Source organism: Romboutsia lituseburensis DSM 797, assembly GCF_900103615.1.
GTDB classification, from domain to species: Bacteria; Bacillota; Clostridia; order Peptostreptococcales; family Peptostreptococcaceae; genus Romboutsia_F; species Romboutsia_F lituseburensis.
This window is the reverse complement of record NZ_FNGW01000001.1, coordinates 308,659-321,174: the sequence shown is the minus strand read 5'-3', so window position 1 is coordinate 321,174 and position 12,516 is coordinate 308,659. Positions and strand designations below refer to the sequence as shown.

The window sequence follows — 12,516 nt, the reverse complement described above, 5'->3', positions numbered from 1 at the left end:
CTTATGTTCACAGTTTATCTAAAAACCAAAAAATAACTTATTAAATAAAAAAATAAAAAATTCACTTGCAAATAAAAGTGTATTACATATATAATACAGATATAAGGTGTATTACTTTAATAATACAGTGACACGGAGGTGTATATATGAATTTTATCGCAAATGATAGAGAACCAGTATATCTTCAAATTATAAGATATATGAGACAACAAATAGTAAAGGGAGAGCTTAAGCCAGGGGACCCTGTACCATCGAGAAGAGAGATGGCAGTAAGTATAAAGGTAAATCCAAATACTGTACAAAAGGCATATAAGGAGATGGAAGAGATGGGAGTAATAAATACAGTTAGAACACATCAAAGTAAAATAACTACTGATGAAAAAATAATATCTAAAATAAGAAAAGATCTTATACATGAATCATTAGAATTATTTATATCAAATATGAAAGCAATAGATGTTGAAAAAGAAGAAATTATCAAAATCATAAAAGAGTCTTACTAGGAGGAAAAGTTATGATAGAAGTAAAAAATGTAAGTAAAAGATATAGAAAAGTAAAAGCACTTGATGATATATCATTTACTATTGAAGAAGGAAAAATAACATGCATACTAGGTATAAATGGTGTTGGAAAATCAACAATATTAAAAGCCATAAGTGGATTAGTTAGATTAGATAGTGGCGACATACTTATAGATGGAGAAAAATTAACTTACAATACATATAACAAACTTGCTTTTGTACCAGATATAGATATACATTTTCCACAGATGACTATAAAAGAAAGTTTTGAATTTATGAAGGACTTTTATAAAAATTGGAATGAAGAAAAAGCATATGAAATGCTTAAAATGTTTGATTTAACAGATGACAGACGTATATGTAAATTATCAAAAGGGAACAAAGCAAGAGTTAAGATAATACTTGGATTTGCACAAGATGCAAAATACATTCTTTTAGATGAGCCTTTTTCAGGAATAGATATATTTAAAAGAGAAGAATTTATAGGAATTATGGCAAAGTATATGAGTGATGAACAAAGTATAGTAATAACTACTCATGAAATTGCTGAAATTCAAATGATAGTAGATGATGTAATACTAATAAACAATGGAAAGCTAGTAGAAAAATTCAATGCAGAAGAGCTTCGTGAAAAAGAAGGAATGTCTATAATTGACAAGATGAGGGAGGTTTATAAAGGTGAATAATATATTAAATTTATACGATATAGAATTAAAAAGAATATATAAATGGTACCTTGCGCTATTATCAATATTATTAGTTGGTAATATAGGAACTGTTGCAAGACATATTAGAAATATAATAATAAGAGTTGCAAGTGATACAAAATCAAAAGAAAGTTTAAGTCTAATGAGACTTCAACAAGCAAAAAAATATTTATATGAGACACATATTTTAAATATATATGAATCAACAATTTTACTATTAGGTTTAGCAGTTTTAATTTGTTTAGTGTATGCATTAATTATATGGTATAGAGATTTTGTAGGAAAAAACAAAACAGGATATACATTATTTATGTTACCAAACAATAAATTCAATGTTTATATAGCAAAAGCTATAACTATAGTAGTTATGATATTTGGAGTTATGCTAATGCAAATGTTATTTTGGGGAGTGGATATTTTAATATTAAAAACAGTAACAAATGTACCTATGAAGGAAATATTTGGTCTTGCAAATAACATGAATGGTGTTATTAGAAACTTAACATTAATTCAACCATATTTAATAGACTTTATAATGATAAATATAATAGGTGTAATACTTGCAGTTTTAGTAATATTTACAGCAGTTATGATTCAAAAGTCTTTTAAAATTAAAACACTAGGAATAGCACTAGGAATTGTATATGTATTTGCATCAATAATAATATTTGCACGTATAGGAGCAGCAACTCCATTCTCAGATAAAAATTTAATGGGACATATAATTTACTTTATAGGACTGTTTGTAGTATCAGTAGGATTATCATATACACTTTTAAATAAAAAAGTGTATATATAGAGGAGGGGAATTAGAATGAATAAAAGAGCATCAAAAATAGTATTAGTTACAACAGTAGGCCTTATGCTTTTAACAACGGTTAGTATAGGTATAAGTAATAAAGAAAATTATGAAGTTATAGATATAAATGGAAATAGAAGTGTTTTAGATAATGTAAATGTAGTGTATCAAGATCATAAAGGATATTATAAAACATCAGAAGTAAAAATATCAAAAGACAATATAGAAGTAAAAAAACATTCAAAAGATGCAGTAAGATCACTTCCACTTAAAAAGGAATATAGAGAAAATAGAGATATATTTAAATCAGTTAACAATAGTGAAAATATGTATAAGATAGAAAATAACATAGGAGAGATACATGTATCAAAAGATTACAAAACTAGTGATCATGGAGAACTGTATGCAAATGTAACAAATAGAGATTTAAAATCTAAAAAAGATGATTATTATGAAATACCTCTTAACTATAAATTTAAAAACAATAATGACAATAATTCAGTAAGTCAAACAATAGTATATAACAATGAATTATATGTATTAGTTGGGATAGATAAAAGTCCAGGGTACTTAGATGAAGAAGAAACAGTTTCAATTAGCAAAGGTTGCTTAGCTAATATATATAAATTAGATTTAGAAAATAAATCATCAGAGCTTGTAGCAAGTAGAGTAGTAGCAGATAAAGACGAGCTATCTAAATTAAGTTATACATCATTTAAATATGAAAATACACTTTATTTTATAAAGGAAACTATAGATAATTCAAATAAAGATAATATGAAGAAAAAATTTGAATTGATGAGTTATGACTTTAAAAATAATAAGTTTAATTCAGAAAAAATGCCTTTCGATATGGAAGCTAATAATAATATAAGTAATTTCTATGTTGAGGGAGATAAGGTAATATTTTTAACAAATGATATTGCTAATAAAAATAAATTATCTATGAAATTATCTACACTTGACTTAAAAAATAAAAAATGGATAAATCAAAATGAAGAGTACAACATAAGTGTAAATGATAATAAAGATGGAATATCTATAACAAGCATGAGATATATAGATAATAAATTATATCTAATAATTGACTCTAGTGAGTATGCAGAACAAACAGGACCAAGTGCTCCATTAAATAGACAATATTTATACGTTATAGACAAAAATACTAAGAAAAATTTATACTCAGGAATAATAAGAAATGACTCAACATCATATGTTTCACCAAACATATTAACAAATGATGAAATATAAATATATAGTTAAATAAGGTTTGTTTGACAAGGGGGCATTTAGATGCAAATATTAGGACGGGATATTTTAATAAGCTTATTAATTGTCATAATTATTATGTATACAACTTGCAAAAAAGATAAGCTAAGTTATATATATAAAATAGGAATTACCTTACTTTGTATAACTATGGTTATAGTATTTTCTTTAACAGGTGTTTCACCTATGAGTGGATTTAATATTAGTATAAATATACATGATATAGAATTTATCCCTTTTGCTGGGATAATTGAGATGATTAAAGGTGGGGTAACTTTTTATTTAATAATAAATATTTTAGGCAATATTATAATGTTTATGCCAATAGGATTTTTAGCACCAATATTATTCAATAAACTAGATAATTTAAAGTCAACTGCTATACTTGGATTTTGTATATCATTATTTATTGAATTTACACAGTTATTTTTAATTAGAGCTACGGATATAGATGATTTAATACTTAATACTTTTGGTACAATATTGGGCTACTTAGTATTTAGTTACTTAAAGAAATCAATTCCTGAATTTAGAAGAAACATTATTGACCAGTCAAGAATTATTCAAAATCAATTTATGTTGCCAGCATGTATAATCATTCCTTATATGGTAATTGTAATATTTGGTTTTTATGATAGATATATTTATTTTACTGGATAATTGATATAATCAATTTTCGGAGGTATTACTATTAGCAATGTAACATCAGTATTAACATAAGCGAATCAAAAGAGGGGGAGAATTTATGAAAGATAGCAGTAAAATTACAAAAACGACTAAGATACTATTTATTGTTTATTTAATTGCTATTTTTGAAATAATTGTTTTTAAATTAGAAATTCCGTTTAGTAGAATGGGTTACCTTAGAAATATAAACTTAATTCCATTTTATGAATCATTAATTGTAAACGGAAAAATTGATTTTTCAGAAATTTTTATGAATATGATAATTTTTATACCTTTGGGTATATATACAGAAATGTTATTTTCTAAGTGGTCTACTATCAAAAAAATATCTGTTATTTTCATTGTAAGTTTAATATGTGAAATATCACAATTTGTTATGGCTATAGGTGCTTCTGATATTACAGATATTATTAATAATACTTTAGGTGGCATAGTAGGATTATTGATAATGTATATTTTAGTTAAATTGTTTAAAGAGAAACATAAAATATATAAATTGATGAACATTCTTGCTACAATTGGAACAACCTTTATGGTATCTTTATTATCTATTCTTGTATTGGTTAATATATAATTTAACATTTTCAAAATATATGAAAATAGAATAACTTCATATAAGGATAGATTGTAAAATTAGAGCATGAGTTTAATTGAATTTTAATTAATAATTTTAAATACTGTAGTTTAATAAAAGTGGACAAAGCTAGCTTTGTCCACTTTTATGTGTTTCGTTATCAACCCTTATTTAAAACATAGCAAAATTTAAAATGCTTTTTTACAAAAAATAAAATTTTCGGCAAAAGACATTAACTGTTAAAAGAAATCGAAAAACGTTAAATTAGTTTACAATATTTAAATTTTAGTGTGAAAATGATATAATATTATCAAAATGAAAACGTATAAAGTACAAAATTATACGAGGGGGAAGTTTATATGGAAAGTAAAAAAGCAGGGGAAAGTGTCCGATTAATATTTGGAATTATGTTATTTATTATTAGCTTTGTAGTAACCAGCAATTATATAATTGCAGATTCAAGACCTGAATATAAACATGTTTTATATATCAGTTCATATAATCCAAATTTCGTGTCATTTAACGATCAAGTTAACGGGATAAAAAAAGAAATTGGTGATAATGTAGTACTACAAATTGAGTACATGGATACTAAAACATTTTCTAGTAAAGAAAATGAAGAAAATTTTTATAATTCAATAAAATATAAACTAAAAAATTATAAAAAATTTGATGTTGTTGTATGTGGGGATGATAGAGCTTTAAATTTTTCATTAAAGCATAGAAATGAGTTGTTTAAAGATATACCATTAGTATATTTAGGAGTAAGTGAAGTTAAATTAGCAAGTGAAGCAAATAATGAAGATAATGTTTATGGTGTAACGGAATTTCCATCTATAAAAGAAAATATAGACTTGATTAGTAGACTTCATAGTGGAAAGAATATAATAGCTATAACTGACAATCCAACTGAAGCTTCTACTGAGATAAAGGAGTTTTATAACTATAAAAATGAATATAAAAGCCTTAATTTTGAGCACATATCATTGGCTGAAATTACATTTGCAGATTTTGCAAAACGTTTAAGCAAATTAACTGACGATGATGTATTATTAGTGATTTATGCATATACAGATAAAAGTGGAAATGTATTAGGGATAGAAGAGTCATCAAAATTTATATTAGAACATACTGATGTACCTGTATATGGAGTACTAGACTACCATGTAAAAGAAGGATTCATAGGCGGTTCAACTATTAGTCATATAACTCAAGGTGAAGAAGCTGGGAAAATGGTTAAATCTTTACTTGAAGGTAAAAAACCGAAAAGAAAAATCATAACTGGAGACTCTATAAATCATTATACATTCAACTATAATACTATGAAAAAGTATGGTATAAAAAAATGGGATATACCAAGAGGAAGCGAGATATACAATGATCCAATAGATATATTAAAAGACTATAAGGAAGTTGTTATTGCAACCATTATTTTATTAATAAGTCTTATAATAGTAATAATAGTACTTGTTCTGTATATGATAAAAAGATTGCATTATGAAAAAGAATTATTAAAAGCAAAAGAATTAGCTGAAAACACAAATAAAGCTCAGAACAATTTTATATCAAATATAAGTCATGAATTAAGAACGCCTATAGCAGTTATAATGTCATCTAATCAATTATTAGAGTTAAACATAAATAAAGAAAAAAGCAATTATTTTGAAAGTAATGTACAAAAAACTAGTATAATTAAACAAAATTGTAATAGGTTGATTAGACTTACAAATAACATTATAGATATAGCAAAAATAGATTCTGGATTTATGAACTTAAAGACTAAGAATATAGATATAGTGTTTTTAATTGAAAGCATAGTAAATTCTGTTGTACCATATGCAGCAACTAAAAATATAGATATTGTATTTGATACTAATGAAGAAGAAGTTATAATGTCAATTGATCCAGACAAGATAGAAAGAATAATATTAAATTTAATGTCTAATGCTATTAAATTTTCCCAAGAAAATACAAACATATATGTAACTGTAGAAAAATCAGAAGATACACTTATGTGTTCTGTAAAAGATACTGGAATAGGTATGGAGAAAAAACATTTAGAAAATATATTTGAGAGGTTTACTCAAATAGATGATATAATGGTAAGGAAAAATGAAGGCAGTGGAATAGGATTATCTCTTGTAAAATCATTTATAAATCTACATGGAGGAGATATTAAAGTTAAATCTAGTGTTGGTGAAGGTAGTGAATTTACAGTATATTTACCAATAAAATTAGATGAAAACAGTGAATTAGAAATTACATATGAAGTAAGTGATATGGATGCGGTAGTATTAAAAACTGGCGTTGAGTTTTCTGATATTTATTTCTAAATTTGTTTATAAAATAGTAGTTTTAACGACTTAGTATTTACTTAAAATATATGATAAACAATTTGTAACAAAGGGTGTATTAATTAATGAAAAAATTCATTTTAATACATCCTTTATTAGTTTTGGTATAATTTTAAAGTGAACTATAATACACAATATACTAAAATATAAAGAAAATTAAATTAAAATAAGCTACAATTGTATTAATGATTAAAAATGTCAGGGGGGATGCTTTTAATGGATGAAAAATACATTGGAGTAATTATTAAAAATCAAGATGACAAAATATTATTATACAAAAATAATTATTACATAAAAATTAAACTACAAGAAGATGAGGACATAAGTTTAACAATAAAAAATACACTTAAAAAATATATAAATCAAGAATCATATAGGATGGTTAAATATTATGATAAAGCTATAAAAAATGAAAAAAGCTTAATTAATAAAGACGACAATATAAAAATGTATGTAGTTGAAGTTATATCATATGATGAAAAATTAAAATTTATGAAACCGCAAGAGCTATTAAATCATCTAAAAAAATCACCAAGTAAAACTTTCTATGAATTGATATTTGTAAAGTATAAGCCATACAAAGAATTAGCAGAGTCTTTATTAGCTATGGTTATGATATTTTTAAGTACTATTATGATGATTAGTACTAAATACTTAGGAGTAAATAACTTTATGCTTAAATTGCCACTTATACTTCAATTATTATTATTAGTAGTTATATTTGTAGGTGTATTTAAATATTTAACACCAGTGTTAGTAAAAGTATTTATGAGAAAAAATATAGATATTAGAAAAAGTAGTACTATAAAAAGTATAACTACAGTTATAAGTATAGTAATGATGATGGGGGTAGCTACAGGATTAATATAAAATATATTCTAAAATATCTATTAATATAGATTAATTAAAATGAATATTTATAAATATCTAAGATATAAAAATAAATATAGAGGTGGTAAAGATGATAAAAAAGATAGGTCTTATAAAAGAAATTGCTAGTAAAATAGGCAAAAAGAAAGCATATGAATTACTTGATATGGTAGAGGGTAACCAGCCTTTTGTAGCAGAAGTAAAAATAAAAAAATCAGGAATAAAATCTAAAAAAGAAGAAATAACATTAAAAGAAAATCAAAAAATAATACTTGAATACATAGAAGATTAAAAAGAAATAATAGTTTTTAAGAGGGATTTGTTAATATATAAGTTAGCAAGTCCTTTTATATTATAGTCTAATTTTGTAACGAAGATGTAACAAAATTAGACTATAATATAAATTGAAATATAATGTATAGAAATGGAAGTGCAATATGAATATATTAATAGCGGATGATGAATTAAGTATGCTAAAAATACTTCAAGCATACTTTAAAAAAGAAGGATACAATGTATTAACAGCAAAAGATGGACAAGAAGCATTAGATTTATTTTATACAAATAAAATAGATTTAGCTATATTAGATTGGATGATGCCTAAAATAGATGGAATAAATGTATGCAAAGAGATAAAAAAGAAAAGTAACACAAAGGTTCTTATGTTAACTGCAAAAAGTCAGACAGAAGATGAAATTGATGCTCTAAGTTGTGGTGCAGATGATTATGTAAGAAAGCCTTTTGATCCAAGAGTACTTATAATAAGAGCAAAAAAGTTAATAGGAGAAGATGAAATATTAAAAATAAAAGATTTAAAAATAGATTTTAAGACAAATAAAGTATATAAAGATGAAGTTGAACTAAATTTAACTAAAAAAGAATTAGAGCTTATAAAATGTTTTGTAGATAATAAAGGCATAATTTTATCAAGAGAAAAATTATTAAATTTAGTATGGGGTATAGATTACTTTGGAGATGATAGAACTGTAGATACACATATAAGAAGATTAAGAGCAAAAATAGGTGAAGAAATGATAATAACACATAGAGGAATAGGATATAGCCTGGAGGGAATTAATGACTAAATTAAATAAAAAGCTGTCTATAAGTATATGCATAGCAGTAATATTAGTATCATTTGTTTCCTTAAATATAAATAAACTATTTATTCATAGATACTATTTACACGAGAAAAAACAAATTATAAATAATCTAGGAGAAGATATATCTAAATTAAGTACGCAAAAACTAATGTCAGAAATAAACAACTTGGAACAAGAAAACAATGTAACAATTGTTTATACTCAAGTAAATTTAAACTCATCAAATGTTGAAGATGAAGTGAGTGAAAATTTCTCACATGAATTTTGGAAAAAAGGAATAAGTTTGAAAAAGTTTTGGATATCAAAGGATTCACTGTACAAACTTAATGATCAAAGTGTAAATAAGATATATAACCAAGGAAAATCAAAGTACAGCTTATTAGTTAAATTTATAAAAAAAGATGATTATATTTTTGCAATAGGAACTACAATAGAACATTCACAAGAAACTATAGAAATTATAAATAGATTTAATATAATGATGAGTGCATTTTCTGTAATATTAATCTCTATATTAACTTTTATATTATCTAATAAAATAATAAAGCCAATAGAAAAACTAAAATTACTATCTAATGATATATCAAAGTTGAAATTTAGAACAGAAGAAATAAAAACTAATGATGAGATAGAAGAACTATCACAAAGTATAAATAAAATGAGCGTAAACTTAGAAAAAGCTCACAATGAGCTTAATAATAGGAATGAAAACCTAAAGAGATTTATATCTGATGCATCGCATGAAATGAAAACACCAGTAGCACTTATAAAAGCATATGCTATAGGAATACAAGACAATATAGATGATGGCACGTTTATAGATACAATAATTGAGCAAAGTGAACATTTAACAGATCTTATAAATACATTGCTTTATTGGTCTAAATATGAAAAGAAAGAATTTAACATGTGCAATTTTGACTTAAAGGAAAAATTAATTCATTGTATTAAAAAATATGAAATCCTTATAGAAGAAAGAAATATAAAATTAAATATAAAAATAGATGATGATAATTTTATGATAAATGCTGATGAAGATAGCATAGAAATAGTTTTAAATAATTTAATAAGTAATGCAATAAAATACAATAGTAACAATAAAATAGATATATTTTTATTAAAAGATAATGATGAAATATTTGTATGTGTAAAAAATGGAATAAATAATATAAATAAAGAAGAAATAGATAACATTTGGAAGCCGTTTTATGTACTTGAAAGCTCTAGAAGCAAGGAATTATCAGGAACTGGGCTAGGACTTAGTATAGTAAAAGAGATACTAGAAGCGCACAAATTTGAGTATGGAGCAGATATAAATGATGAAGATATAGAATTTTTCTTTGTAGTTAAAAAAATGATTTAAAATAAAAATAAAAAATAAATATATAGAGTAATAAAGAGAGTGTCTCAAAATGATTTTCTTAAATCGTTAAAAGGGACACTTTCTTTTTTATATTAAAATATATCTAATTTATTTTGAAGCAGCGACTTATTCGATTAAAGTTTAAATAATCTATTATGTTTTAAAAAGATGTTTGACAAACTTAATCCAAAGATGTATCATTGTATTAAGTGATTAGTACAATAATACGGAGGTGTTAAAATGGCATTTGAGTTTAATGATAATAAACCTATATATATTCAAATAGTAGATATTCTAAAGATTAAAATAATATCGGGAGAATTAGAGGCAGGGTCAAAACTAAGGTCTGTAAGAGACTTAGCTTTAGATTTTGAGGTAAACCCAAACACAATGCAAAGGGCTTTATCAGAATTAGAAAGAGAAAACTTAATGTATAGTCAAAGGACGAGTGGTAGATTTGTAACAGATGATATAGATACGATAGTACATTTAAGAGAAGAAATGGCACGAATAGAAATAGCTGAATTATATAGTATGCTTATAAAATTGGGATATAAGAAAGAAGAATTAACACAAATTATATTAAGAAATTTAAAGGAGATGGAGTAATGGAAAACATCGTAGAAATAAAAGACCTTAATAAAAGTTACGCAAAAAAAGAAGTTATAAAAAATATGAATCTGAATATCCCAAAAGGTAAAATAGTAGGATTACTTGGGCCTAATGGAAGTGGAAAGAGCACACTAATAAAATTAATGAATGGACTACTGCATCAAGATAGTGGAGAAATATTAATAAATGGAATAAGTCCATCAATAGAAACTAAAAAAATAGTATCTTATTTACCTGAAAGAACATATTTAAATGATTGGATGAAAGTTAAAGATTTACTGGAGTTCTTTAAAGATTTTTATGAAGATTTTGATATAAATAAGGCTAATAGCATGATAGATAGTCTTAAGATAGATGTAAATGAAAAATTAAAAACTATGTCTAAGGGAACCAAAGAAAAAGTTCAATTAATATTAGTTATGTCTAGAAAAGCTAGTTTGTATATACTCGATGAGCCAATAGGAGGAGTAGACCCTGCTGCTAGAAGTTATATATTAAAAACTATACTCTCAAACTACTGTCAAGGAAGTACATTACTTATTGCAACGCACTTGATAAGTGAAATAGAGAGCATATGTGATGATGTAATATTTATATCTAAAGGAGATATTGTATTACAAGGCAATGTAGATGAGATAAGAGAAGAAAAAGGGAAATCTATAGATTCTTTATTTAGGGAGGAATTCAGATGTTAAGTAAACTACTAAAATATGAGTTAAAATCAACTGCAAGAATATTTTTACCACTTTATGTTACATTATTGATAGTTGCAACTATTAATGGATTATTTATAAATTCTGAAATATTTAATGCACAAGGATTACTAATGATGATATTTGGAGCATTACTCATAGCTTTATTTGTTATAACCGTAATAGTTTTAATTCAAAGATTTAGTAAAAATTTATTGGGAGATGAAGGTTATTTAATGTTTACTCTGCCTGTAAAATCTTCTTCAATACTTATATCTAAGTATTTAGTGACTATTTTATGGACTGTGCTTAGTGGATTTGTATCAGTGATTGCATTCTTATTAATAATATTAATATCTTCATGTATTAGTGGTGGTATTAATATATCAGAATATATGCAAATATTAAGTGAATTTATGAAAACTATATTTTCTAGTGAGTACTTATCTTCTGCTACAAATATAATGTTAGTTATATTTATTAGCTATTCAACATTTGTTTTTACTGTATACTTAGCTCTTTCTATGGGGCAGTTACCAGCATTTAATAAGCATAGAAACCTGGCATCTATTGCTAGCTTTATAGGTATAAATATTATTTTTTCTTTTATAAAGAATGCAATTATAATGATGTTAGTTAAAGCTCATGTTGAAAACATGCAAATATATGGATTAAGTGGAATGATTGGTAATTTTAGGACATTTATGAACATTATTTTACTTATAGGGCTATTCTTTGGAACTAGGTTTATATTAGATAAGAAATTAAATTTAGAGTAAGTATAATAATTAGATGATCAAATAAAACATAATATGCACTAGATGTAAATCATAAAGAAAAAGCTAATCTAAATGTTGAGATTGGCTTTTTTTCAGTATCAAATAAATCTGAAAGAATTGAAAGACTTATGTAAGGCAATTAAATAGTAATAAAAAGTTTATTAAAAATCGTAAGAAATTCGTAAG

14 protein-coding genes are annotated in these 12,516 nt (G+C 24.7%); all 14 read left to right on the top strand.

Features of this window, described 5'->3' with window-relative positions; genetic code table 11:
* Nucleotides 1-146: 146 nt before the first annotated feature.
* The 14 genes from BLP75_RS01480 to BLP75_RS01415 all read left to right on the top strand — a co-directional run bounded on the left by BLP75_RS01480 (nucleotide 147) and on the right by BLP75_RS01415 (nucleotide 12,330).
* Nucleotides 147-503 (top strand): GntR family transcriptional regulator, encoded by a 357-nt coding sequence (locus tag BLP75_RS01480; protein ID WP_092722163.1) that lies wholly within the window; start codon nucleotides 147-149, stop codon nucleotides 501-503.
* An 11-nt stretch (nucleotides 504-514) separates the two neighbouring features.
* Nucleotides 515-1,207: an ABC transporter ATP-binding protein gene (locus tag BLP75_RS01475; protein ID WP_092722161.1), complete on the top strand. Its 693-nt coding sequence runs from the start codon at nucleotides 515-517 to the stop codon at nucleotides 1,205-1,207.
* Nucleotides 1,200-2,027: a hypothetical protein gene (locus BLP75_RS01470; RefSeq protein ID WP_092722159.1), complete on the top strand. Its 828-nt coding sequence runs from the start codon at nucleotides 1,200-1,202 to the stop codon at nucleotides 2,025-2,027. Before BLP75_RS01475 ends, BLP75_RS01470 begins: the two co-directional genes overlap by 8 nt.
* Nucleotides 2,028-2,042: 15 nt before the next feature.
* Nucleotides 2,043-3,278 (top strand): hypothetical protein, encoded by a 1,236-nt coding sequence (locus BLP75_RS01465; protein ID WP_092722157.1) that lies wholly within the window; start codon nucleotides 2,043-2,045, stop codon nucleotides 3,276-3,278.
* Between the two features lie 42 nt (nucleotides 3,279-3,320).
* Nucleotides 3,321-3,956 (top strand): VanZ family protein, encoded by a 636-nt coding sequence (locus tag BLP75_RS01460; RefSeq protein WP_092722155.1) that lies wholly within the window; start codon nucleotides 3,321-3,323, stop codon nucleotides 3,954-3,956.
* Nucleotides 3,957-4,041: 85 nt separating this feature from the next.
* The gene (locus BLP75_RS01455; protein WP_092722153.1) at nucleotides 4,042-4,557 is read left to right on the top strand and encodes a VanZ family protein; all 516 of its coding nucleotides are present in this window, start codon (nucleotides 4,042-4,044) and stop codon (nucleotides 4,555-4,557) included.
* A 359-nt stretch (nucleotides 4,558-4,916) separates the two neighbouring features.
* Nucleotides 4,917-6,890 (top strand): sensor histidine kinase, encoded by a 1,974-nt coding sequence (locus BLP75_RS01450; RefSeq protein ID WP_092722151.1) that lies wholly within the window; start codon nucleotides 4,917-4,919, stop codon nucleotides 6,888-6,890.
* Between the two features lie 237 nt (nucleotides 6,891-7,127).
* A complete protein-coding gene (locus BLP75_RS01445) occupies nucleotides 7,128-7,781 on the top strand; it encodes a hypothetical protein (RefSeq protein WP_092722149.1) in 654 nt (217 codons plus the stop codon).
* 91 nt (nucleotides 7,782-7,872) lie between these two features.
* Nucleotides 7,873-8,073, top strand: coding sequence for a hypothetical protein (locus tag BLP75_RS01440; RefSeq protein WP_092722147.1), 201 nt, complete (start codon nucleotides 7,873-7,875; stop codon nucleotides 8,071-8,073).
* Between the two features lie 145 nt (nucleotides 8,074-8,218).
* Nucleotides 8,219-8,866: a response regulator transcription factor gene (locus BLP75_RS01435; protein WP_092722145.1), complete on the top strand. Its 648-nt coding sequence runs from the start codon at nucleotides 8,219-8,221 to the stop codon at nucleotides 8,864-8,866.
* Nucleotides 8,859-10,247 (top strand): sensor histidine kinase, encoded by a 1,389-nt coding sequence (locus tag BLP75_RS01430; protein WP_092722143.1) that lies wholly within the window; start codon nucleotides 8,859-8,861, stop codon nucleotides 10,245-10,247. Before BLP75_RS01435 ends, BLP75_RS01430 begins: the two co-directional genes overlap by 8 nt.
* Nucleotides 10,248-10,487: 240 nt before the next feature.
* On the top strand, nucleotides 10,488-10,856 hold the full coding sequence (locus tag BLP75_RS01425; protein WP_092722141.1) for a GntR family transcriptional regulator: 369 nt from the start codon (nucleotides 10,488-10,490) through the stop codon (nucleotides 10,854-10,856).
* A complete protein-coding gene (locus BLP75_RS01420; RefSeq protein ID WP_092722139.1) occupies nucleotides 10,856-11,554 on the top strand; it encodes an ABC transporter ATP-binding protein in 699 nt (232 codons plus the stop codon). The genes BLP75_RS01425 and BLP75_RS01420 overlap by 1 nt, the downstream gene beginning before the upstream one ends.
* Nucleotides 11,548-12,330, top strand: coding sequence for a hypothetical protein (locus BLP75_RS01415; RefSeq protein ID WP_092722137.1), 783 nt, complete (start codon nucleotides 11,548-11,550; stop codon nucleotides 12,328-12,330). The genes BLP75_RS01420 and BLP75_RS01415 overlap by 7 nt, the downstream gene beginning before the upstream one ends.
* The last annotated feature ends 186 nt before the right edge of the window (nucleotides 12,331-12,516 follow it).